We start from the raw sequence: 23,226 nt of genomic DNA, 5'->3' as shown, positions 1-23,226 counted from the left end.
CCGGGCGCCTGCCTCACACGTCCCGGCGGTGGACCGCGACCAGGGCCACCGCCACCGAGGCGAGCGTCCACACCGCGTACACCGTCCACGCCCCGCCCGTCGTCCACGGGAACTCCACCGGCACCGGCGAGTCCCCCACCTCCGTCAGCCGCTTCCACGCACCTTGCGGCAGGGCGTGCAGGAACGTCGCCGACCAGCGGCTCTGCTCACCGACGAGCGCGGGCAGCAGGAGCAGGACACCGGTCAGGGTGACGATCGTGGCCGCCGTGTGCCGCAGCAGCGCCCCGAGGCCGAAGCCGACGAGCGCGCACACGGGGGCGAGCAGCGCGGACGCGGTGACGGCGGACGCGGCCCCCGGGTAGCCGATCGACATGCCGACGTCCCGGCCGGACAGCACGGCCTGGGTCGCGGCGAAGGACACCCCGGCGACGAGAGCCCCGTACACGAGCATGACGCCCGCCAGGACGAGCGACTTCGCCGCCACCACGGCCCTCCGGTCGGGAACGGCCGCGAACGTCGTACGGATCTGCCCGGTGCCGTACTCGCCGACGATCACCAGCGCGCCGATGGCGCCGGTGGCGAGCATGAACACCATGGCCCCGCCGAGCGTGAAGGCATCCCGCATCGCCCAGATGGGCACGAAGAGTTCACGGATGCCCTGGGGGTAGCGCGGGTAGTTCCGGTAGTCGGCGAAGGTGGCGTTGAGGTTGACGGCGAGGACGGCGAGCGCGCCGACGCCGAACGCCCAGGGCGTGGAGCGCAGGGACCACAGCTTCATCCACTCGCCGGCGAGCAGATCACGGAAGCGGACGTTCGTCACCGGGCTCCTCCCCGCTGCTGGTACTCGACGCTGTCGGCGGTCAGTTCCATGAACGCGTCCTCCAACGACGAGCCGCGCGCCGCCAGTTCGGCGAGCGGGGTGCCGTGCCGGAAGGCGAGCACCCCGATCCGCTCCGCCTCCATCCCGGACACGGTGAACGGCCCTTCCCCCTCCTCGGGGAGCAGTACGGTCGCCCCGGCCCGAGCCAGCGCGCCGGCGAGGTCCGGTCCGGCGGCCGGGTCGGCGGTCCGCACGGTCACACGGTGGCGGGTGCCGCGCGCGGCGAAGGCCGCCAGGCTCTCGGCGGCGATCAGCCTGCCGCGGCCGATGACGACGAGGTCGTCGGCGGTGTGCTCCATCTCGCTCATCAGATGACTGGAGACGAACACCGTGCGGCCCTCGGCGGCGAGCCGCCGGAACAGCCCCCGCGCCCACAGCACGCCCTCCGGGTCGAGGCCGTTGACCGGCTCGTCGAAGAGCAGCACGGGCGGGTCGCCGAGGAGGGCGGCGGCGATCCCGAGCCGCTGCTTCATGCCGAGGGAGTAGCCGCCGATCCGGCGCCGGGCCGCCTCGGCGAGACCCACCTCGTCGAGGACCTCGCCGACCCGGCGGCGCGGGATGCCGTTGGTCCGGGCGAGCGCGGCGAGATGCCCGTCGGCGGTCCGGCCGCCGTGCACGTCGTGCGCGTCGAGCAGCGCCCCGACGTGCCGCAGCCCCCGAGGCAGCTCCCTGAACCGCCGGCCTCCGACGGTCGCGGTCCCGAACGTCGGCTCGTCGAGCCCGAGGATCAGTCGCAGGGTCGTGGACTTCCCGGCCCCGTTGGGCCCGAGGAACCCGGTCACCCGCCCGGACCGCACGGTGAAACCGAGCCGGTCGACGGCGAGGCGACCGCGGCCGGAGGAAGTGGCGGCAGGGGATGAGGCGGAGGAGGGAGTGTTCCCGTCGGCGGCGCGGCCGCTCGGACGGCGGCCGTAACGTTTGGTCAGTTCGTGGGCTTCGATCACCCGGCCCACGCTGCCGCCACGACGCCCCCGCCGGCATCGGCCCGCCGGCCACAACCGGCCGGGACGGTGACCCGTGGGCGTACGCCCGGGGGCCGATGCCCGGCCACCCCGCCGCACCTACGATCGGCCCATGCCCGCCACCACCCGCTCCACCAACACCCCCACGGCCACCCCCGTGCCCGGCGGGCGCGCCGTCACGGTCCTGGCCTGGTGCGCCGCCCTCGCGCACCCCTTCGTCCTGTTCTCCGGCGTGCAAGCGGGGCCGTTCCGTTCGACCGAACTGCGGCTCTTCCTCAGCGCCGTCGCCGTGGGCCTCCTGCTGCCCCTCGTACGGCGCAGGCCCGAGGCGGCGCTCGGGCTGCTGCTCGTCGGGCTGTGCGCCGCGTCGACGACCCGGCCGTCCGCCGAGCTGACGTACCTCCCGGTCCTCGCCGCCGACGCCTGCGTCGGCCGGCTGGCGGCCCGCCGTCCGCTCCGGTCCGCACTGTCCGCCGCGGCGGTGACGCTCACCGTGCAGATCTTCTCGGCGCTCTACACGACCTCCGGCCAGGACGTCTTCGTCACCACCGTCGTCGCGCTGGCACTCGCGCTGCTCACCGCCGGCCTGCTCGGTCACTCGTTCCGCGAGCGGCGCGCGCACGCGGCCGAGCTGCGCGCCCGGACGGCCGCCGAGGCCGTCACCGCCGAACGGCTCCGCATCGCCCGAGAACTGCACGACGTGATCGCGCACAGCATCGGCGTCATCGCCATCCAGGCGGGGGTCGGCCGCCGGGTCATCGACACCCAGCCCGCCGAGGCCCGTAACGCGCTCGCCACCATCGAGACCACCAGCCGGGAGACCCTCGCCGGTCTCCGCCGCACCCTGGGCGCGCTGCGGGCCTCCGCGAAGGACACCGAAGGGCCCGGATCGGGGGCCGCGCCCGCGCCGCGCGATCCGGCGCCGGGCCTCGCCGACCTGGACCGGCTCGTCGCGTCGACGGCGGACGCGGGCGTGCGGGTCGAGGTGCGGCACCTCGGGGACCCGGGACGGTCACTCCCCCCGGAGGTCGACCTCGCCGCGTACCGGATCGTCCAGGAGTCGCTCACCAACGTCGTTCGCCACGCGGGCACGCCCACCTGCCGGGTGACCGTGGACCGGGGCGAGGACACCCTGCTGATCGAGATCACGGACGACGGTGACCGCGCGGACGGCTCCGGCGACGGGGTCGGGGGCGGCGACGGGGGCGGCGACCGCGCCGGCGACGGCCTGGGAAAGCCCCGCCCCGCAGCACGCGCCGGGACTGCCGCATCCGCCGTACCCGCCGGGCCCGGGTACGGCATCGTCGGCATGAGCGAGCGGGCCGCGCTCCTCGGCGGCCGCTTCTCCGCGAGCCCGCGCCCCAACGGCGGCTTCCACGTGACGGCCGCGCTGCCCCTGCCCCTGCCGCTGCCCCTGCCGCAATCGCGTCCCACGCCCCCGCACCTCCCGGCCCGAGAAGGAACCCCCACCCCATGAGCGCCGCCGCCCCGATCCAGGTCCTCCTCGTCGACGACCAGCCGCTGGTACGGGCCGGCCTGCGCGTGCTGATGGCGGACAGCCCCGACCTGCTCGTGGTCGGCGAGGCGGGCACGGGCGACGAGGCCGTCCGGCTCGCGCGCGACCTGCGGCCCGACGTGATCGTGATGGACGTCCGGATGCCCGGCATGGACGGCATCGAGGCGACCCGGATCGTCACGGCCGGCCCCGGCGCGCCCCGGGTCCTCGTCCTCACCACCTTCGACGACGACGAGTACGTGTACGGCGCGCTCCGCTCCGGGGCCAGCGGCTTCCTGGTCAAGGACATGGCCCTGGACGACATCCTCGCGGCGATCCGGGTCGTCGCCGCCGGGGACGCCCTGATCGCGCCGGGCGTCACACGCCGTCTGATCGAGGAGTTCGCGGCCCGCCCCGAGCCCGCCGCCGCTGCCGGGTCCGGTACCGGGTCCGGTACCGCTCACGCGCCCGGTCCGGGACGGACACCCGACCGTGATCCCCGTACCCCCCTCGCCGGGGTCACCGCGCGGGAGCGCGAGGTGCTCGCCCTCGTCGGCCGGGGGCTGTCCAACGGCGAGATCGCGGAACGGCTCCACATCAGCGCGGCCACCGCCAAGGCGCACGTGGCACGCCTCTTCGCCAAGCTGGACGCCCGCGACCGGGTGCAGCTGGTGATCCTCGCGTACGAGGCGGGCCTGGCGCCGTGACACCATCGGTGACGTGCTCGACATCGGCTACTCCCTCTCGCGTCGCTTCCCCGACCCGCCGCAGACCGACTACCGCCACGCGGACGTCCACGCCCTGCGTCACGACCTGTTCTGCGGGGACGTGTACCTCGCCGACACCAAGACGGACCGCGAGGTGTCCACAGCCTGGGGATGGGTGCCGGTCCTCGACTTCGCCTGGGCCCTGTGCGACATCGTCGAGCAGCTCGACCAGGACCCGCGCGGCAACCGCGCCTCCCAGCCGCAGTACGCCGAGCTCGACTTCACCGAGTCCTCGGACCGCATGCTCTTCGAGCGCCGCTTCGGCTGGGTGGACGTCGAGGCCGACTGGATGCCGGGCGACGAACCGCCGGTCACCTTCAACCACAAGGTGCTCCGCCGCGAGGCCCGTGACTTCCTGCACGACCTGATCGCCGACCTCACGGACATGCACGAGGGCCTCGCCGACAACCCGGCCATCTGGTCCCTCCAGGCCCGCTTCCCCCGCGTGCCCTGACCCCCCGGGCTCAGGCCTCCGGCTCATGGCCCACGGGCTTCAGGCCCGCTACCCCTCCACCCGCACCCCCAGCTGCGCCGCGAGCACCGGCGCCAGGTCGAAGAGCTGGGCCGTCGAGATCACGGCCCCCGCGAGGGACTCCACCCCGCGCGCGATCTCAAGGCGCTGGACCCCCCTCAGGTCCACGTCCTTGAGCCGTGCCCCGCTGAAGTCCGCCCCCGTCAGGACGCAGTCCACGAACTCCACCCGTTCGAGCACCGCGCCCCCGAAGTCGGTCTCGCTCAGCACGCACCCCTCGAAGACGACGTCCTTCAGCTTCGCCGCCCGCAGGTTCAGGTAGTCGCTCTTGCCTCCCCGCACCACCACTCTCTCCAGCACCGCCCCGTGCAACTGCACCCCGCCGAGCCGCGCGTCCACGACCTCCACGTCCCGCAGCTGCGCCCCGGCGAGGACCGTCCCCACCCCCCGTACGCCGGTCAGCACCGAGTCGAGGAACCGGGCCCCCGTCAGCCGCGCCTCGTCGAGCCCGCACTCCCGCAGCGCGCAGTCCAGGAACCGCGCGCCCTCCCCCGACTGACCCGTGAGGTCGAGCCCGGTCAGTTCGAGGCCGTCGTAGTCCCCGTCCGGTTCGAGCCCTCCCTCGTACGCCTCCAGGGGAGGAAGCCGCAGCTCCGGCCGCCGCGCCCCCGCCACGGCCGCCTTCTTCTTCCGAGTCGTCGCCATGACCCCATGGTGATGTACGCCACTGACAACGCCCCGATGTCACAAACGCGGAGCCCTCCACCGTCCCCCCTCCGAGACCCGTTCGCGGTCGACACGAGGGAGACGGACATGCGCAAGCTCACGATCATCGGCGGCGGCTTCGCCGGACTCACCGCGGCCATCACCGCCGCCGAGGCCGGCGCCAAGGTGACCGTGCACGAGGCGCACCGCACCCCGGGTGGCCGTGCCCGTACCGCCGAGGGCCCGTACGGCACCAACGAAGGCCCGCACGCGATCTACTCCGGCGGCCCGCACTGGACCTGGCTCAAGCAACGTGACCTCCTCGGCCCGCTGGCCCCGCTGCCGGCCGCCGAGTCCTTCCGCTTCCGCTTCCACCGCGCCGGCGTCCTGCGCCGCACCCCGCCGCTCGGCATGCTGCGCCAGTCCCTCCGGCACGCCGAACAGGCCCCCGTGGACGTCGACTTCCGCACCTGGGCCACCGGCGTCGCGGGCGAGCGGACCGCACACGACGCCGCCACGTACGCGGCGGTCGCGACCTTCCACCACGACCCCGGCTCGCTCTCCGCCCGCTTCGTGCAGGAGCGGCTGCACCGGGCCGCCTCCGTGCCGCCCGAGGCGCACTTCATCCGGGGCGGCTGGGGTCAGCTGATCGAGCGGATGGTCGCGCGCGCGTGGGAGATGGGCGTACGGATCGAGACCTCGTCCCGCGTCGACAGCCTGCCGCTCGACGAAGGCCCGGTGGTCGTCGCCACGTCCCTGCCCGCCGCCTCCCGGCTCCTCGGTGACCCGTCGCTGACCTGGGAGAGCGGCCGTACGGTCCTGTTCGACCTGGCGCTGAGCACCCGCAAGGGCGACCCGTTCGTGGTCTCGGACCTGGACGCGCCGGGCTGGATCGAGCGGTTCACGGCCCAGGACCCGTCGCTGGCCCCGGCCGGACAGCAGCTGATCCAGGCCCAGCTGCCGATCGGCCCGGGCGAGTCGAAGGCGGACGGCGTCGCCCACGCGGAACGGCTCCTCGACCTCGGCTTCGCCGGCTGGCGCGAGCGCACGGTGTGGCGGCGGGAGTCCGTGTCCCAGGGACGTACGGGAGCGGTCGACCTGCCCGGCACGACCTGGCGCGACCGGCCGGCCGTCGACCGGGGCGACGGCGTCTACCTGGTGGGCGACCAGGTGGCGGCGCCGGGGGTGCTGGCGGAGGTGTCGTTCACCAGCGCGGTGGAAGCGGTGTCGCTGGCCATGCGCTCGGAACGGGGCGTCCTGAGGAAGGGCCTTGACCTCAAGCACGCTTGAGGTCGGAGGCTGTTCCTCGTCGGACAACGCCCACCCACGCGACGAACGGGGAACACCATGCACGCCATCCGCCTCCACGCCTTCGGCCCCGCCGAGAACCTCGCGTACGAGGAGACCCCCGACCCCGTACCGGGCCCCGGCCAGGTCCGCATCAAGGTCGCGGCGGCCGGCGTGCACCTCCTCGACACCGCGCTCAGGGAGGGGATGACGGGCCCGTTCCCGGCGCCCGCCGAGCTGCCCACCGTCCCCGGCCGCGAGGTCGCCGGCACCGTCGACGCCCTCGGCGAGGGCACCGACCCGGCCTGGCTCGGCAAGCGGGTCGTCGCCCACCTCGGCATGGTGCCCGGCGGGTACGCCGAACTCGCCGTCACCGACGCGACCCGCCTCCACGCCCTGGCCGACCACCTCGGCGAGGCGGAGGCCGTCGCCATGATCGGCACCGGCCGCACCACACTGGGCATCCTGCAGTTCACGGCCCTCGGCCCCGACTCGGTGGCCGTCGTCCCCGCGGCGGCCGGCGGCATCGGCACCCTGCTCGTCCAGTACGCCAAGAACGCCGGCGCCACCGTCATCGGCCTCGCCGGCGGCTCCGCGAAGGTCGCCCTCGTCGAGGAGAACGGCGCCGACCTGGCCGTCGACTACAAGCGGCCCGACTGGCCGGAGAAGGTCCGCGCCTTCCTCGGCGGGCACACCGCCACCGTCGTCTTCGACTCGGTCGGCGGCGACACCGGCCGCGCCGCCGTCGACCTCCTCGGCAAGGGCGGACAGCACGTCGTGTTCGGCTGGTCGGGCGCCGGACTGCACGACGGCGAGGCGCTCACCTTCACACCGGAGGAACTGGCCGCGCGCGGCATCACCTCGGAGTCCGTCCTGGGCCCCGTCATGATCCGGAAGGCGGGCGGTGACGTCCGCAACCTCGAACTCGCCGCCCTCGACGCGGTGACCACCGGCACCCTCCGCCCGGCGGTCCACCGCTTCCCGCTCGCGAACGCGGCGGGCGCCCACCGCGCCCTGGAGACCAGGGGCACGACGGGCAAGGTGGTCCTGATCCCCTAGGGGGCGTCTTGCCGACCTGATCGGCACAACACCCCCTGGGTCGCGTCCGGAAAGCAGCGCCGTCTGCCCGCGGGCCAGGCGGGACTCTCCGGACACGGCCCAGGAATACGCGGACCTCAGACGGCCCCGACCACATCCCAGGAGTGCGCCTTGAACTCCTTCAGGAAGTCGGGGTGGTCCTCCCACATCCGGGCGACGGAGCGCAGCACGTCCCAGTTGTGCTCCAGCGCCTGGTCCACCACCTGCCGAAGCTCCGGCGCCGACTCCCGCTTCTCCACGAGCCCGTTGACGGCGGAGGCGGCCTGCACGGTGTAGCGCGCGGCGCGCAGGGCCCGGGAGGTGTCGTCCATGCCGAAGCCGTGGTCGCTGCCGTTCGCCGGGTCGAAGAGCGGCGTCAACCGCGCCTCGATGAAGGCCGTGATCCGCTGAAACCGCTGCTCGATGTCCGTAACCGTATCCATGACCCCTTTCCTACACCCCCGCCCCACCCAGCTCCGCCAGCGCCCCGTCCGTCAGCCGGTACACGGTCCACTCGTCCTGCGGGCGGGCGCCGAGGGACTCGTAGAAGTCGATCGACGGCTTGTTCCAGTTCAGTACGGACCACTCCAGGCGCTCGTACCCGCGCTCGACGCAGATCCGGGCCAACTCGGTGAGCAGCGCCTTGCCGTGGCCGCCGCCGCGCACCTCCGGACGGACGTACAGGTCCTCCAGGTAGATGCCGTGGACTCCGCGCCAGGTCGAGAAGTTGAGGAACCAGATCGCGAAGCCGACGACCTCGCCCGTCTCGGTCTCGGCGACGTGCGCGAAGGCGGCGGGGCGGGCGCCGAAGAGGGCCTCGTGGAGCTGCTCGGGAGTCGTACGGACCTCGTCTAGGGCCTTCTCGTACTCCGCGAGGTCACGGACGAGGGAGTGGATGACGGGGACGTCGGCAGGCGTGGCTGTACGGATCATGGGACCAGCCTGCCCCGGGCGGACCGGTCCTGGCCAGGAGGTTTCACCGGGCCGGCCCCCTCACCCCCGCGCCGCCCGCAGGATCCGCGCCACCTCCACCTGCTCCGCGTCCAGCCCCGGTTCCCCGTCCTCCACGTCCCACAGCCCGTTCTGCAGCACCCGCCCCAGCGTCCACGCCACGGCCCTCCCCCGGTCGCCGACGACCTCGGCAAGGAGGTCGAACCGCCACAGGAAGTCGTCGGGATCGAAGCGGTCCATCAGGGCCGGCAGCAGGTCGAAGCCCGGGTCGCCGGCGAGCGGCTTGGGGTCGATCGCCAGCCACGGTTCGCGCCCGGCCGCGAGGACGTTGCCCAGGTGCAGGTCCCAGTGGAGGAGCCGGTCGCCCGGTTCGCCCGCCACCTCCCGTACGGCCGCCGCGCAGTCCCGCAGCACCGCCGCGTCGTCCGCGCCGACGCGTGCGACCGCGTCCGGCACGTCCGCGAGCATCCCGGCCGCGATGTCGCCGAGCCGGCGCAGCCCCTCCGGCGCGGGGACCGCCGTCAGCCGGCCGAGCAGTCCGGCCACGACGCCGAGCGCCTCCCGCGTGTCGGCGTGGGAGGTCAGCGGCCGGGCCTCGTCGAGCCGCTCCAGGAGCATCGTGCCCGTACCGGCATCGTGGTCGAGGAGCCGCACCACACCGTCCCCGCCCCACGTGCGCAGGCCGACAGGCTCCCCCTCGGTCTCGTCGTCGACGATCTGCATCTTGAGCGCGGCCCGCGTACCGTCCGCGACCCGCTCGACGGGCAGGACCAGGGAGGCCACCCCGTACATGGAGGGCCCCGTGACCCGCAGCCCCCACCAGTCGAGGAACTCCTCGGCCCGCTCCGGCAGCGCGGCGATGAACGCCCGCCCCGCCTCACCGTTGTACTTCGCCTGCGACGCCGCGAGTTCCTCGGGTACGTGAATCACCCCACGACCCTAGACAGCGGCGGCGCGCGGCGCCTTCGAGATAGGAGCCGCGTCGTACAGGGCGTCCCCGCCCGGCCACCGAGCAGCCGTATCCACAGGGCCGGGGCCCCCGGTAACCTCCCGCCCACGCACCCGGAAGAGGGATACACATGAGTACGGTCAACGGCGGCATCTCGTTCTGGTACGCGCAGGACGGCGCCCCCGATCCCCGCGAACCGCTCCCCGGCGACACCACCGCCGACGTCTGCATCGTCGGCGGCGGCTACACGGGCCTGTGGACCGCCTACTACCTCAAGAAGGCCGTCCCCTTCCTCAACATCACCGTCCTCGAAGCGAAGTTCTGCGGGTACGGCGCCTCCGGCCGCAACGGCGGCTGGCTCTACAACGGCATCGCCGGCCGCGACCGCTACGCCAAGCTCCACGGCCACGAGGCCGCCGTCCGCCTCCAGCAGGCGATGAACGCCACCGTCGGCGAGGTCCTCGACGTCTGCGAGACCGAGAAGATCGAGGCCGACCAGCACCGCGGCGGCGTCCTTGAAGTCGCCCTCTCCCCCGCCCAGCTCGCCCGCCTCAAGGAGTTCCACGCCGCCGAGATCGCCTTCGGCGAGACCGACCGGGCCCTGTACGGCGCGCGCGAGACCGCCGACCGCATCCGCGTCACCGGCGCCGTCGGCTCCTCCTGGACCCCGCACGGCGCCCGCCTCCACCCGGTGAAACTGGTGAAGGGCCTCGCGGCGGCCGTCGAGGCACTCGGCGTCACGATCCACGAGTCGACCCCGGTCACCGAGATCAGACCGAAGCACGCGGTCACCCCGTACGGCATCGTCCGCGCCCCGTACGTCCTGCGCTGCACGGAGGGCTTCACCGCCTCCCTCGCGGGCCAGCGCCGCACCTGGCTGCCGATGAACTCCTCGATGATCGCCACCGAGCCGCTCACCGACGCCCAGTGGGAGTCGATCGGCTGGGACGGCCGCGAGACCCTCGGCGACATGGCGCACGCCTACATGTACGCCCAGCGCACCGCCGACGGCCGCATCGCGCTCGGCGGCCGGGGAGTCCCGTACCGCTTCGGCTCGAAGGCCGCCACCGCCATGGACGCGGACCGCACCCAGCCGCAGACGATCGAGGCGCTCCGCGACATCCTGGTCCGCTTCTTCCCCCAGCTGGCAGGGGTACGGGTGGACCACGCCTGGTCCGGCGTCCTCGGCGTCCCGCGCGACTGGTGCGCCACGGTCACCCTGGACCGCTCGACGGGCCTGGGCTGGGCAGGCGGCTACGTGGGCTCGGGCGTCGCCACGGCCAACCTCGCGGCCCGCACGCTCCGCGACCTCATCCAGCAGGACTCGGGCCAGTCGGGCCCGACCGACCTCACGGCCCTCCCCTGGGTGAACCACAAGGTCCGCAAGTGGGAACCGGAGCCGCTGCGCTGGCTGGGAGTCCAGACGATGTACGCGGCCTTCCGGGGCGCGGACCGCCGCGAGGCGACGGGCCACGCGGCGACGACGGACAGGGTGGCGGTCCTCGCGAACCGCCTCAGCGGCCGCTGACGGCAGGGCCGGGACGGGCCACTGACGGCAGGGCCGGGGCGGCCGCTCACGGCAGGGACTTCGACGGCCGCTGACGGGAGGGAGGGGAGCAGAGCACAGGGCGCTCCCCTCCCCCTGCCGGCTCACTCCACTTCGATACCGAAGTCCCCGACGAGCTCCTCCAGCCCGCCCTCGTACCCCTTCCCGCCCAGGACGAAGTCCCAGTCGCCGCCGGTGCGCCGCCGGAAGGACCCGAGGACGAGCGCGGTCTCACCGGGCCGCCCGTCGGAGACGACGAGCCGGTCGAGCTCGGTGCCGGAGTCGTCGCGCAGCCGGATGCCGGCGTCGGTGAACCCGCCGAGATCGGCGTCCGGATTCACCTCGGGGTCGACGGCGGCGACGAGCACGAGCCGGTCGGCGGCCGCCGGCAGCGCGTCGAAGCCGACGCGGACGGCGGCCCGGTCGCCGGGCGGGGTGGCGACCATGGCGACGGAACCGTCGGGCGTGGAGGGGTTGTTGAAGAAGACGAACCATTCGTCGCCGAGAACCCGCTGACCGGAGCAGACGAGCGCGCAGACGTCGAGCGAGGCGGACCCGGCCCAGTCCATCCCGAGCAGGTTGAAGTCGTCGTCGGCCTCGGCAGTGGGTCCGACGGGAGCGGGCGCGGATGTCGTCCCGGGCCCCAACCGCCCCCGGAGCCCGTGCTGATGCAGCAGATCGACGAGCTCGGTCCCGGAGATGAGGGTCAGCGGCTTGCCGTTGGCGAAGGTGTAGGAGCCAGGCCCGAACCCTGAAGTGGTGACGAGAACACCCTTGTTGGCACCGGCGCCCTGCACGGTCCCGAAGAGGTCGCGTACGGCGGAGGGAGGGACGGTGTTCCGGTACCGCTTGACCTGGACGAGGATGGATCCGCCGCTGATGGGATCGGGGTCGAGGGCCTCGACGTCCACACCACCGTCGTTGGACCGACGGGTGGTGACGGCCTGAAGCCCACGCGCACGGAAGAGCTCGGCGACGAGCCCCTCGAAAGCGATGGGATCCATGGCGAGCAGATCGGGCTCCTCCCCGTCCCCCTGCACGACGACGTCGACCCCCACCTGCTCGGGGGTCAGCAGGGGCGCGACGGCGACCCGCTCGTCGGGCTTGGCGGACAGCTTCCCGGAAAGCGCGCCGGTCAGGCACTCCACAGCGCCGACGAACTCCAGGTTCAGCCGCTCGAAGACGCCCCGCTCCACGACCACGGAGGCGACGCACACCCGCGAGGCCAGCCCGGTGGCGGGATCGACACCCCCCACGTACCCGTTGAGCGCGACCCTCCCCAGGGCACCGAACCGATCGGCGGCGAAAAGCTCCCGTACGACGAGAAGCACGCTCTGCGCGAGCACGTCCCGGTAGAGGGCCCGCCGCTGGGTGACGGGCCGAGGGACTTCCTTCTCCTGATCGGTACTGGGCAGGTATTTGGCGCCCTTGGCCTCGGGCACGATGTCGTACCCGGGCAGGTCCCAGTCGAGAACGAAGCCGCGCCCGCCCCGGTCGTAGGCGGCGGACACCTCGCGGGGAAAGCCCTCGGGCCACCCGGCGGAGGAGAAGAGCACGGCGGAGAAGAACTCGACGACGGTCTCGGGATCCCCACCGGTGAGGGCGGCCTCGGTTCCGGCAACCCCACTGTTGTGCGCACGAATCTCGGCAAGCCGGCCCGCGGCCCACTCGTCGTACGCCCTCCGGTAGGCGGCCAGCTGCTCGACCCGCCGGGCCTCGGCGGCCTGAGCCGTGTACCAGTCCCGCTCGAACCGGGCGCGCGCGTCCCGCTCGGCCTGGGCACGCCCGGAAGCCGTCCAGGCGGCCTCGGGCTGATAGAACCGCTGATCCGGCATGGGTACGGGCTCACCCAAGGGCCCGGGCGAGAACGGCTCGACGTCCTCCCCGCGCCGCAAGGCCTCGACGCTGAAGGCAGGGGCCCGACACCCGGCGGCCAACAAACCCTCCAGCACCCGCACCCGAGCGTCCAACTCCTGGGTACGCCGCAGAGCATCGGCGTCCCGCTGCTGCCGATAGGCGGCCCGCTGCTCCCGCTGCATCCGGGCGACATCCCGCTCGTGAGCCCGCTGCACCCGCTCGGCATCCCGCTGCTGCCGCAGCACGGCCTGATGCTGCCCCTCCCGCTGCCGCTGAGCCACCCGCTGCTGCTCGGCCCACACCCCGATAGGCCCCCCGGCCCGCCGACTCATCCGCCACACCCCTCCCCAACAACACCCCACGCAACCGACAAGCCCCCGTGACGAACAAGTGTCGCGGACCGACAAGCCCCGGAACACAAGAACGCCGGACCAAGGCCCTGTTGATGCCGCACGGCGCGTGTAAGACGCTGTCCACCTGAGCTCACGCGAGGTCAGAGGCAGCAGACGGCAGACGGCAGACGGCAGACGGCAGACGGCAGACGACAACCGAGCTGGGGGCCCCGATGGAGCAAGGAGCGGCTGAACTGCTCACCGCCGGCGGGAGCGACGACGACCGCCAGGGCGGCGGTGCGGTCTGTGCCGCACGCCGTGGCCGCCACGCGGCGAAGCGCCTCCACGGCGACCTGGAGGCGAAGCATCACCCCTGGCCTCACGTCCGCGATCGTTCTGAGCGATCGCCCCATTCCGACCATGTCCCCACCCAGGAGGCGTAAATTGCCGAATGAGCTTCCTTTTTCCTATCAAGAATTCAGCGACTGGTACGACGCACACAAGAAGAAGTACCTCGACACCGCCAAGGACGCTGCCGCACGAGCGTTGTCCGAATACCTGGAAGACAAACTCAGCGAGATGGAGGGCGCTCGCGTCAGGATCACCGGCAGGCGAGTCAAGAGCAAGGCTCGGACATGGCGAAAGCTCAACCTGTCGAAGTACCGTGATTCAATCAACCGTCTGGACGAGATTCCACAGATCATCGACGATCTCGTCGGGCTCCGCATCACGTGCAACAACCAATCGGACGTCATCCGGGTGATGAGGCTGGTCGAGGCCCTTCCCATCGCCGACGGCACCTTCGAATCCGTCCTCACCCAAGAGGCCGACTCCTGGAAGAACTACTCCGACGCCCCCAAGCCCAGCGGCTATCGCGCGGTCCACGTCAACCTGCTGACCGCGATCCCCCTGAGCGTCGATTGGCACCTCGTGACGTGCGAATTGCAGGTCAGAACCCTCCTGCAGGACGGCTGGGGAGAACTGACGCACGAGGACACCTACAAGCCGGGCAGCGAGCCGCCCGTACTGGTGCGCACGCTCAGCAGGCGGATGGCCGACCTGCTCGCCGCGGTGGACGACATTGCGCAGGACTTGCGAGAAGAGCTGGATCGACTTTCCGTCGCAGCCATCGACGAGCCCACGGAAGCCGCATCCATAGCATTGCAGCTGGTCCCGGAAGAAATCCCCTCAGCAGCCAGAAGCGAGGCGGGATCGCAAGAGGCCGCCATGCGGTACCTGCGGGAACGCCTGGACAACCTGAATCGCCCGATCGATCTCGCGAGCTTGGCCTGGGAGCTCCAACGCGAATTCGGACAGGAGGTCAGCCAGGGCTGGTTCGGATTCCATTCGTTCAAATCACTCGTCCGGGCATCGTCGCGCGGAGTCACGATCACGGATCGACCGCCGGCCTACGTCATGCCCGCCGATTTCGTGGCATCAGCGGCGGCGGGTTCGATCGCACCCTCGAACATTCCACGGGCGGCTCGCACCCTCAAAGGGATCGACAAGAACTTCCCGCTCGTCAGCCAAGAGCAGCTCGCCGCCGCCTACGAGAGGCTGGCTCGCGCATCCGAGGAAGCCGACTGGAACGAGCCGCTGACGGAACTCTCCCGGGTCAACGACCTGACTCGTCGAGCACGTCAGCTCGACTCCACGCTCCTTTCCGTTTCGAGGCCCCATCTGGATTACATCGCAAAGGCCCTTCTCTTCTCCAAGAATCTACGCGGCCCACTTACGATGGATCAGATCAAGGGCATCTACTCCACATTCATCGTCAAGCGGATCGAGAGCGTCGTGGCCCTCGAAGAAGAAGAGCAGCAAGCCTTGCTGGCCTGGCTGACGTAGCCCGGCCGGGGAGCGGCTTGGCGCTGGTACCGCGGCCGATGACACCACAGGGGGCCTCGCTCCCTGTGGGTGGCGAACCGACGCCCCCCTTACAAGCGAGCCGAGCTGATCGAGGACGCCGAGGGCCGCCCGGCCGCCCATGATCGACTAGTGGACACCGGCGTCAAGACCCGACACGATCAGTGGATGTCGAGATGTGAACGGCCGTTGGTGGTCGCCGTATGCGGGTCCCCGGGGGCCGGAAAGACCACCGTTGCCGGAGCGACGGCGCGCCACCTCGGTGTGCCGTTCCTGACCCGGGACGAGATCAAGACCGGCCTCGGGCTGTCCTCCGCTTCCGTAGCCGAGGACGGCGGCGTTCAGCTCACCCCGGACTTCCACATCGCCGGCGGCCCTCTGAGCCGCCGCGCCGAGTCCGTCATGGTCGACACAGCCCGGCTCCTCGCCTCCTCGGGGATGAGCTTCGTCGTGGAGTCCTCCGTCCTGTCGAGCAAGCTGCTGGACACACTCCGCGCAAGTGACGCCCAGGTGCTCGCGGTTCACGTCGTAGCCCGCGACTCGGTCATCGCCGAGCGCCTCCGCGTCCGTGCGGCCAAAGGCGGGGCGGTCGACCAGCAGCTCGCCGCTCAGTTCCAGCGAGGCGAGATGAAGCCGTCGATCTTCGCTCCGCCAGGGGAAGCCGACGCCGTCGTCGAAGTCGACACCTCAAGCGATGGCGCCCCGGACATCGACCCCATCGAAGCAGCCGTCGCCGCCCTGCTGCGGTCACGAAACCCTGAAACCCGAACCGACCCCTCAAACGAATACACCCAGAGCGCCACCCCCGACCGCGGCTGACCGCCGCCGCTGATGTCACCCGTAGATGCCGAAGCCCCGGCCGTTCGGGCACGCGAGGGGCACGTATGCGGCCTGGTTGGATCGGGCCATGACCGATGGCACGGATCAGTACGAGATGTCGCCCGTCCATCTCGCGGTGGAGCAGGACGACTTGGGAGAGCTGACCCGGCTCCTGCACGTCGGCCATGACCCTGATCAGTACGACAGCCACAGCGGCTGGACCCCGTTGCTCAGGGCCATCGATGGCGGTACGGCTCCTCGAAGCCCACACGGGTGAGCAGGCGCCCACGTTCCGCATGACGGGGTCGGCTGCTGGGGCGACGATCCGGGACCAGCCGTCGTCCGAGGACGATGCCAGCCGGCCCGTGGGCGAGTACGGGCAGTCCTTGGTCGGGCTCCAGTCCGCCCGGCGGGCCGATCGGGACCTCGTAGACGATCTCGCAGAGGGTGGCGGGGACGACGTTGGTCCGACGTCGTCGATGCCAGCCGTGGATGTCAGCACCAACAGACTCGGATGAGCGCCGTGGGCCCATACTTCACCCCGTGCGCATAGACGGACGCTCTCAACTCGCCCTTCGGTGCGGCATCTGGGTCGGTGCCGTGCTCACCGCCCCCTTGCTCCTCGTAGCCGGCGGCCCGGCGTACGAACGCTTCATGCGCCACCTGCACCGCGAAGAGGGGCCGGGCCTCCTGTCGAAGGAGGACGGCTGGGTGCATCCGGGGTACTTCGTGGTGACCAACAGCCTGGTCCTGGCTCTGACCCGGCCGACTCGCCGCGGCGGAAAGCCGAGAACAGGCTCTCCACGCTAAAGGCCGTCCAGCTCGGGCCGGTATCGATTGAGCCCGCCCTGAACCCGGCCGGCAGGTGCCTGCCGAGGGGCGTCCACCCCGCGCGCTCCGGTGCTTCAGACTGCCGCAGCTGATGTCACCCGTGAATGTCGAAGACCCCCGACCATGATCGGTTGGGGGTCTTCGACGTTCCTACCTGGAGCCCCCTGTCGGGTTCGAACCGACGACCCCCGCTTTACAAGAGCGGTGCTCTGGCCAGCTGAGCTAAGGAGGCAGCGAGTGCAGTGTAACCAACGACGTCCTGCCGGCGGTCGGAAATATCACGGGTCTCGGGGTGCTGACAGATCCCGCGGCGGCAGGTAGCGTCACGTGCAGTTCATCCAGGTGGACTAGACCTCAATCCTTCCTTTACTCGGATCGTCCGGCACGTTCCTGCCGGTGAAGGGACACATCACCATGGCTTCCGTCACTTTCGACAAGGCGACCCGGGTGTACCCCGGTGCCACCAAGCCCTCCGTCGACCAGCTCGACATCGAGATCGCCGACGGCGAGTTCCTCGTCCTCGTCGGGCCCTCCGGCTGTGGCAAGTCGACCTCCCTGCGCATGCTCGCGGGTCTCGAGGACGTCAACGCCGGCTCCATCCGCATCGGTGACCGCGACGTCACGCACCTGCCGCCCAAGGACCGGGACATCGCGATGGTGTTCCAGAACTACGCGCTGTACCCGCACATGAGCGTCGCCGACAACATGGGCTTCGCGCTCAAGATCGCCGGTGTCAACAAGTCCGAGATCCGCGCCAAGGTCGAAGAGGCCGCGAAGATCCTGGACCTCACCGAGTACCTCGACCGCAAGCCGAAGGCGCTCTCCGGCGGTCAGCGTCAGCGTGTCGCCATGGGTCGTGCCATCGTGCGTGAGCCGCAGGTCTTCCTCATGGACGAGCCGCTGTCGAACCTCGACGCCAAGCTCCGCGTCTCGACCCGTACGCAGATCGCCGGCCTCCAGCGCCGTCTGGGCATCACCACGGTCTACGTCACCCACGACCAGACCGAGGCCCTCACCATGGGTGACCGCGTCGCGGTCCTCAAGGACGGTCTGCTCCAGCAGGTCGACTCGCCGCGCAACATGTACGACAAGCCCGCGAACCTCTTCGTCGCCGGCTTCATCGGCTCCCCCGCCATGAACCTGGTCGAGGTCCCGATCACCGACGGCGGCGTGAAGTTCGGCAACAGCGTCGTCCCGGTCTCCCGTGACGCCATCGCCGCCGCCTCCGCCAACGGCGACACCACCGTCACCGTCGGCGTCCGCCCCGAGCACTTCGACGTGCAGGGCCCCACCGGCAAGGACGGCCTGGCCGTCACCGTCAACGTCGTCGAGGAGCTCGGCTCCGACGGCTTCGTGTACGGCTCCACCCGCGTCGGCGGCGAGGACAAGGACCTGGTCGTCCGCGTCGGCGGCCGTGACGTCCCCGCCAAGGGCACCACGCTGCACGTCGTGCCGCGCGCCGCCGAGCTGCACGTCTTCTCGACGTCCACCGGCGCCCGCCTCAGCGACTGACTCTCGATCGACTGACCCCTTGGCCGAACGGCCCCGTATCTCTTGCAGATACGGGGTCGTTCGTCTTGGTGGAGGACCCAGTGGGGGTTTACCGCCGAAAACCCCGGCATTCCGGGCCCACCCCCACCCCCCGCGTCAACACGGAATTCGAAAAGCCGCTTCGAACCATCCCCCGCGAGAGTGACTAAATGTCGCCATATCACTACCGGCCGCTACGCTCGCCTGCGTGACGCACACTGCCCGCCGAATCGGCCGCTCTCTCGCCCTCGTCCTGCCCATCGTCCTGGTGCTCTCGGGAACGCTCGCGGTGTCCGCCGTTCCGTGGGCCGGTCAGGACTCCGGGACCCAGCTCACGGCGTCCTCCTCCGAGGTCTCCGTCCGGGCCAAGTCCCGTGCACCGCAGGACATTCTGCGCGACCAGCTCCTCGCCGAGCTCCAGGAGAAGGACCCCGGCACGGCCCTCACCCACCTCCAGCGCGAGGTGGAGAACCGGCCCTCGCTCGCCAAGCACTGCATGTCCATCGCCCGCTCCCTCGGCCGCGCCGCCGTCGAGCAGTACGGTCCCGCCCGCGCCCAGGGCTTCTCGCGGCCCGTCTGCGACACCTCGTACGCGACCGGCGTGATGCGCGCGAGCTGAACAGCCGCACACCGAGCGACGCCGCGCGTCCGGACCTCTCGCCTGCGGGGCGCCTATCGTTCCCCGTATGCACACCTCTCCGACGCAGGCCGTGGTCCTGGCGGGCGGCCAGGGCTCACGGCTGCGCCCGTACACCGACGACCGCCCCAAGCCGATGGTCGAGATCCCGGGCACCGGGACCCCGATCATCGGCCATCAGCTTTCCTGGCTCGCCGCCGAGGGCGTGACCGACGCCGTCGTCTCCTGCGGCCATCTCGCCGAGGTCCTCCAGGAGTGGCTGGAGGGCGCCGACCTCCCCCTCAAGGTGACGACGGTCGTCGAGACCGAGCCCCTGGGCCGCGGCGGAGGCCTGAAGTACGCCGCCGCGCACCTGCCCGCGCCGGACCAGCCCTGGTACGCCACCAACGGCGACATCTGGACCCGGTTCTCGCTGCGCGAGATGGCCGCCTTCCACGCCGAGCGCGACGCCCTCGCCACCCTCGCCCTGGCCCGTCCCCGGATCCCGTGGGGCGCCGTCGAGACCGACACCTTCGGGCACATCACCGACTTCATCGAGTCGCCGCCGTCGCCGTTCCTCATCAACGCGGGCGTGTACGTGTTCTCCGCGGCCTTCACGGAGCTCCTCCCGGACCTGGGCGACCACGAGCGCACCACGTTCCCCCGGCTCGCCCGTGAGCGGCGCCTGGCGGGCTTCCCGCTGCCCCAGGGCGCCTACTGGCGGGCCATCGACACCGCCAAGGACCTCACCGAGGCCGCCAAGGAGCTTGCCGCCCAGCGGGGCTGAACCGGAGAAGGCACGCAGCAGGGCGGCACCACGTTCTCGTGGTGCCGCCCTTCTCGCTGTCCCGTCGGCCGGTTCAGCCCAGCAGGCCGCCGATCGGGTTCCTCGCGCCGCCCGTCGTCGAGCCGCTCTCGGTCGGCGTGCCCGTGGAGCCGGTCGAGCCGCCGCTGGTGCCGCCGCTCGACGTGCTGCCGCCCGTGCTGCTCGGGGTGTCACTGGTGGACGGCGGGGGCTCCGGGTTGGACTGCGTCGGCGTACGGCTGCTGCTGCCGCCGCCCGTGCCGGTGCCCGTGCCCTGCGTGGCCGTCGGGCGCTGCTCCTGCGTCCGGGTGGCCTCGCGGGTGGTCTCGGTGGGCCGGCTCGCCTCCTGCGTCTCCTCGCGCTCCGCCGGGGCCTCGCTGGTCGCGGCCGGGGCGGGCGCCGTGGACGCCGCCTTGGAGGGGGCGCGACGCGTCGGCTCGGTGGGGAGCGGCTGCCCGGGGAGGTGGTTGATCGGGTCGTCGTTGGGGCCGGGGACGGTGACCATCTCGGTGGAGCGGACGGCGCCGCCGAGGACGGAGCCGATGAGGAGGGTGAGGCCGACGACCACCGAGGCGAGGAGGGTGCTGCGGCGCGTGACGCGCCGGCGCAGGTCCCAGAGGTCGGCGCGGGGGCCGAGGGTGCGCCAGGCCTCTCCGGCGATGCGGCCGTCGAGCGAGTAGACGGGGGCGCCGGCGATGATCAGCGGGGACCAGGCGGCCAGGTAGATGATGTCGGCGGAGTCGTAGACCGGGACGGTCTTCCAGCTGACCGTGAGGATCAGCGCGGCGGAGAGCAGGGCGCCGACGACGGCGGCGGCGCGCTGCCAGAGTCCGAGGACGGTGAGGACGCCGACGACGACCTGGAGGAAGGCGACGGTGAGTCCGGCGCCGACCGGGTGCTGGAGGGCGAAGTCCCGGAGGGGTTCGGCGAGGGCCCAGGGGTGCAGTGAGTTGAGCCACTTCACCATGGAGCCGCGCTCGCCGCCGTCGAAGTAGACGGGGTCGCAGAGCTTGCCCATGCCCGCGTAGATGGAGATGAAGCCGAGGAAGACGCGGAGCGGGAGGAGGACGACGCCGAGGTTCATCCGGCGGCCGGGGTAGTAGGCGTGCCGGACGGCGTCCTGGCCGTGGCGCTGCGCGGGCCGGCCGTCGGCCGTCTCGTCCTCGTACGCTCCCGGTCCGCCGCCGGTCTCGGTCCGGAGGTCGTACAGCTCGTCGTACGCACCCTCGGCGCGGCGCATCGGCGGCAGCAGGGGGCCGGAGTCGGCCGTCACCACGGGGTTGGGCATCGTCTCGTCGAAGCGCGGGATGGCCTGGGTGGCGCCCGCGTCCCGACCCCGGTGACCACCGTGGCCGACGGCCGGGTCGAGCGTGGAGACGGAGGACTCGCGGACGGCCTGGAGGAGGCCCGTCGCGCCCGGTGAGGACTTTCCGCTCCATACGACGGGACGACGGCGCGGTCCGCCCGCTCCTGCCGCGGCCCCGGACAGGGCCGCGGCGCGGGCGCCGGCGCCGATCTTCGGCTGCGGGGCGGGCGCGAGCCGCACACGGAAGCTGGCGTGGTTCACGATCACCTGGGCGGGATCGGAATCCACCTTGACCATGCTCAACGCGGGCTGATCGTCGAACCCCGGCCGGGGCGTTCTGGTGTCCACACTCATCTAACCGAGTGATCTGGGTTTAGGACACTGCCTTGACGGCTCGCAAATGTCCGAGACCCGTCAAGATCAACGGTGCCGAAGGAACCGGCGTTCGGTTATTGATCGTCAATCTTCCCTAGAATCACATTAGTTGACCCGGACGATGCAGGGGAGCGCCGTCATGACCGATCCCGTCCCGCAGCCGGGGACCGAGCAGAGCCCGGACACCGCGCGGAACAGGGTGCCCGAGCCCCGCTCTCCCGGGGATTCCGCACCCTCCGCGGCCAGGACTCCGGGCCGTCCCGTACAGGAGTCCCCGGCTCCCGCCAGTCCCGAACGGGAGTCCCACCAGCTCGTCTTCGGCGATCTTCACGACTACCCCGTGATGGCACAGGCCCTCGACAACCAGTGGCTGCCCGCCGGACTCGCGGGCGCCCGCCAGCACGCCTCCGCGCCGGCCCGCCCGCCCGTGGAAGCGGTCGAAGCCGCCTCCGCCGAGCTGCGCCGCTCGCTCGTGAACAGCGGCACCCTGGTGGTCAACCGCGCGTTCCTCCTCAACAACGAGGCGCTGTACGCGAACTACCTGCCGTCCGCCGACCCCGGGGAGCGGGACGCGTTCATCCGGCTCCTCAACGACCGGGTGCTGGTGCCGTACCTGTACACGGAGCGGGAACCCGCCGCCGACTTCACCTGGGCCCACGACCGGGCCGTCGGACACGCCTGGCGCCGGCTCGTGACGGAGGAGGCCGAACCCGCGCTGGTCCGCTTCGACTGGGACGACGAGGCCAACGGCGAGAAGGCCGGCCAGGTCGGCAACTTCTTCTCCACCAACGTCTCCGCGCTCCGCCGGCTCCGGGCGCCCCAGCTCGCCCAGGACCTCGGCATCCCGGAGGAGCTGGCCCGGTCGATGCGCGAGGGCGTCCTCAAGGACATCTACTTCTGGGCCGGCGAGCAGGACAACGACCGGGACATCACCCGTAACGCGCTCTACCAGCGGTTCATCACCCGGCCCGGCACCGATCCGTACCAGAACCTGCTGCGCGACGGCGATCACGTCGTGCCCACCAAGCAGCTGGTCGACCTGCTCTACAGCCTGGGCGTGCCCCGGGCCGGCGGGCTGATCCCGGTCACCCCGCCGGACTCCCCGCCCCGCTCGACGCTCCAGGAGCTGCGCAGCGACCTGCGGCCCCGCGACGACGACCCGGAGGCGATCGGCCGACTGCTGCGCGATCTGTTCGCGGACGCGCTGCACCGGGCGGTGGACGGGCCGAACTCGTACGCCGGTCTCTCGCTGGCCGACGTCAACCGGCTGCGGCGGGAGGAGGAGTGGCGGGCGTACGTGGACTCGCTCGACTCCTTCGTCCGCGGCGGCTTCCAGGACGGACGGATCCCCTCTCCGGAGGAGTTCTCGGCCGGCACCTCCGAGGTGGCGCGTCGGCACGCGCGGATGCTGCGGACCGCGCGCGCGACGAGCGGCAGCGGCAGCGGGTTCGCCCGGGACATCGTCTCGGTCCTGGTCATCGAGGCGGGCGGGGTCGCCCTCCAGGTGACGAGCGGCGAGGAGGTGTCGCTGCTCGCGGGGTCGATCCAGCTGCTGACCGCGGCCGCGGGGGCGCTGACGATCCGGCTGGAGTTCCGCGACAAGGGCGCGAAGGGCCGGCGCGGAGGCCTCGGGCACTCGCTGACATTGCCGACGCTGCGGCTGGGCAATCTGAAGCGTGACTGGGAGGCGATCCGGGGGGCGTACGGAGGGCCGATCGTCGAGACGGGACGACTGCCCGGCGTACCCCGCCAGGCCGACCAGCAGTGCCAGCCCGACCAGTGACCAGACGGCCAGGAGCCG

At 71.9% G+C, this 23,226-nt stretch carries 22 protein-coding genes and 1 tRNA gene; 14 read left to right on the top strand and 9 right to left on the bottom strand.

The features are described 5' to 3' along the window. Window positions 1-13 precede the first annotated feature (13 nt). Both OG514_RS14845 and OG514_RS14840 read right to left on the bottom strand, forming a co-directional pair. A complete protein-coding gene (locus OG514_RS14845; RefSeq protein WP_266894735.1) occupies window positions 14-820 on the bottom strand; it encodes an ABC transporter permease in 807 nt (268 codons plus the stop codon). Continuing rightward, the gene (locus OG514_RS14840; RefSeq protein WP_266894733.1) at window positions 817-1,824 is read right to left on the bottom strand and encodes an ATP-binding cassette domain-containing protein; all 1,008 of its coding nucleotides are present in this window, start codon (window positions 1,822-1,824) and stop codon (window positions 817-819) included. Before OG514_RS14840 ends, OG514_RS14845 begins: the two co-directional genes overlap by 4 nt. 130 nt (window positions 1,825-1,954) lie before the next feature. On the opposite strand from OG514_RS14840, the gene OG514_RS14835 reads away from it, so the two are divergent. From OG514_RS14835 to OG514_RS14825, 3 genes are read left to right on the top strand one after another with little or no spacing between them, the layout of a single operon-like run. Further along, on the top strand, window positions 1,955-3,319 hold the full coding sequence (locus OG514_RS14835) for a sensor histidine kinase (protein ID WP_266894731.1): 1,365 nt from the start codon (window positions 1,955-1,957) through the stop codon (window positions 3,317-3,319). Beyond that, window positions 3,316-4,044, top strand: a complete 729-nt coding sequence (locus OG514_RS14830; RefSeq protein ID WP_266894729.1) for a response regulator transcription factor — start codon at window positions 3,316-3,318, stop codon at window positions 4,042-4,044. Before OG514_RS14835 ends, OG514_RS14830 begins: the two co-directional genes overlap by 4 nt. A 13-nt stretch (window positions 4,045-4,057) precedes the next feature. Further along, complete coding sequence (locus OG514_RS14825) at window positions 4,058-4,558, top strand: hypothetical protein (protein ID WP_266894727.1); 501 nt, start codon at window positions 4,058-4,060, stop codon at window positions 4,556-4,558. A gap of 48 nt (window positions 4,559-4,606) precedes the next feature. Here OG514_RS14825 and OG514_RS14820 read toward each other — a convergent pair whose 3' ends face one another. Beyond that, the gene (locus OG514_RS14820; protein ID WP_266894725.1) at window positions 4,607-5,281 is read right to left on the bottom strand and encodes a pentapeptide repeat-containing protein; all 675 of its coding nucleotides are present in this window, start codon (window positions 5,279-5,281) and stop codon (window positions 4,607-4,609) included. Window positions 5,282-5,389: 108 nt separating this feature from the next. On the opposite strand from OG514_RS14820, the gene OG514_RS14815 reads away from it, so the two are divergent. Both OG514_RS14815 and OG514_RS14810 read left to right on the top strand, forming a co-directional pair. Further along, the gene (locus OG514_RS14815; protein ID WP_266894723.1) at window positions 5,390-6,571 is read left to right on the top strand and encodes an NAD(P)-binding protein; all 1,182 of its coding nucleotides are present in this window, start codon (window positions 5,390-5,392) and stop codon (window positions 6,569-6,571) included. Between the two features lie 57 nt (window positions 6,572-6,628). Then, complete coding sequence (locus OG514_RS14810; RefSeq protein ID WP_266894721.1) at window positions 6,629-7,627, top strand: zinc-binding dehydrogenase; 999 nt, start codon at window positions 6,629-6,631, stop codon at window positions 7,625-7,627. Between the two features lie 116 nt (window positions 7,628-7,743). Here the strand turns inward: OG514_RS14810 and OG514_RS14805 are convergent, their stop codons facing one another. From OG514_RS14805 to OG514_RS14795, 3 genes are read right to left on the bottom strand one after another with little or no spacing between them, the layout of a single operon-like run. Further along, entirely contained in the window at window positions 7,744-8,088 is a 345-nt protein-coding gene (locus tag OG514_RS14805) for a hypothetical protein (protein ID WP_266894719.1), read from the bottom strand. A 10-nt stretch (window positions 8,089-8,098) separates the two neighbouring features. Further along, complete coding sequence (locus OG514_RS14800) at window positions 8,099-8,578, bottom strand: GNAT family N-acetyltransferase (protein ID WP_266894718.1); 480 nt, start codon at window positions 8,576-8,578, stop codon at window positions 8,099-8,101. A 60-nt stretch (window positions 8,579-8,638) separates the two neighbouring features. Further along, complete coding sequence (locus OG514_RS14795) at window positions 8,639-9,526, bottom strand: aminoglycoside phosphotransferase family protein (RefSeq protein ID WP_266894716.1); 888 nt, start codon at window positions 9,524-9,526, stop codon at window positions 8,639-8,641. A 149-nt stretch (window positions 9,527-9,675) separates the two neighbouring features. Here OG514_RS14795 and OG514_RS14790 point away from each other — a divergent pair, with 149 nt between their 5' ends. Continuing rightward, entirely contained in the window at window positions 9,676-11,073 is a 1,398-nt protein-coding gene (locus OG514_RS14790) for an FAD-binding oxidoreductase (RefSeq protein WP_266894714.1), read from the top strand. Window positions 11,074-11,195: 122 nt separating this feature from the next. On the opposite strand, the gene OG514_RS14785 is transcribed toward OG514_RS14790, so the two are convergent. Next, window positions 11,196-13,280: a restriction endonuclease gene (locus OG514_RS14785; protein WP_266894713.1), complete on the bottom strand. Its 2,085-nt coding sequence runs from the start codon at window positions 13,278-13,280 to the stop codon at window positions 11,196-11,198. Between the two features lie 444 nt (window positions 13,281-13,724). Between OG514_RS14785 and OG514_RS14780 the strand changes: the two genes are divergently transcribed. The 4 genes from OG514_RS14780 (at window position 13,725) to OG514_RS14765 (ending at window position 16,772) form a co-directional block, all read left to right on the top strand. Next, a complete protein-coding gene (locus tag OG514_RS14780) occupies window positions 13,725-15,125 on the top strand; it encodes a hypothetical protein (protein WP_266894711.1) in 1,401 nt (466 codons plus the stop codon). A 186-nt stretch (window positions 15,126-15,311) separates the two neighbouring features. Next, entirely contained in the window at window positions 15,312-15,962 is a 651-nt protein-coding gene (locus tag OG514_RS14775; RefSeq protein ID WP_266894709.1) for an AAA family ATPase, read from the top strand. An 88-nt stretch (window positions 15,963-16,050) separates the two neighbouring features. Next, entirely contained in the window at window positions 16,051-16,239 is a 189-nt protein-coding gene (locus tag OG514_RS14770; RefSeq protein ID WP_266894708.1) for a hypothetical protein, read from the top strand. A gap of 266 nt (window positions 16,240-16,505) precedes the next feature. Next, a complete protein-coding gene (locus tag OG514_RS14765) occupies window positions 16,506-16,772 on the top strand; it encodes a hypothetical protein (protein ID WP_266894706.1) in 267 nt (88 codons plus the stop codon). A 176-nt stretch (window positions 16,773-16,948) separates the two neighbouring features. Here the strand turns inward: OG514_RS14765 and OG514_RS14760 are convergent. After that, window positions 16,949-17,025 (bottom strand) — tRNA-Thr (locus tag OG514_RS14760). A gap of 182 nt (window positions 17,026-17,207) precedes the next feature. Between OG514_RS14760 and OG514_RS14755 the strand changes: the two genes are divergently transcribed. The 3 genes from OG514_RS14755 to OG514_RS14745 all read left to right on the top strand — a co-directional run bounded on the left by OG514_RS14755 (window position 17,208) and on the right by OG514_RS14745 (window position 19,726). Then, window positions 17,208-18,305, top strand: coding sequence for an ABC transporter ATP-binding protein (locus OG514_RS14755; RefSeq protein ID WP_266894704.1), 1,098 nt, complete (start codon window positions 17,208-17,210; stop codon window positions 18,303-18,305). A gap of 226 nt (window positions 18,306-18,531) precedes the next feature. Then, window positions 18,532-18,942 (top strand): hypothetical protein, encoded by a 411-nt coding sequence (locus tag OG514_RS14750; RefSeq protein ID WP_266894702.1) that lies wholly within the window; start codon window positions 18,532-18,534, stop codon window positions 18,940-18,942. A 67-nt stretch (window positions 18,943-19,009) separates the two neighbouring features. Continuing rightward, complete coding sequence (locus tag OG514_RS14745; protein WP_266894701.1) at window positions 19,010-19,726, top strand: nucleotidyltransferase family protein; 717 nt, start codon at window positions 19,010-19,012, stop codon at window positions 19,724-19,726. 73 nt (window positions 19,727-19,799) lie between these two features. On the opposite strand, the gene OG514_RS14740 is transcribed toward OG514_RS14745, so the two are convergent. Next, window positions 19,800-21,404, bottom strand: a complete 1,605-nt coding sequence (locus tag OG514_RS14740) for a DoxX family membrane protein (protein ID WP_266894699.1) — start codon at window positions 21,402-21,404, stop codon at window positions 19,800-19,802. 160 nt (window positions 21,405-21,564) lie between these two features. Between OG514_RS14740 and OG514_RS14735 the strand changes: the two genes are divergently transcribed. Further along, a complete protein-coding gene (locus OG514_RS14735) occupies window positions 21,565-23,208 on the top strand; it encodes a hypothetical protein (protein WP_266894697.1) in 1,644 nt (547 codons plus the stop codon). Window positions 23,209-23,226: the final 18 nt, after the last annotated feature.

It is taken from the genome of Streptomyces sp. NBC_00572 (assembly GCF_026341815.1).
Taxonomy (GTDB): Bacteria; Actinomycetota; Actinomycetes; order Streptomycetales; family Streptomycetaceae; genus Streptomyces.
This window is presented reverse-complemented; position numbering and strand designations above follow the sequence as displayed.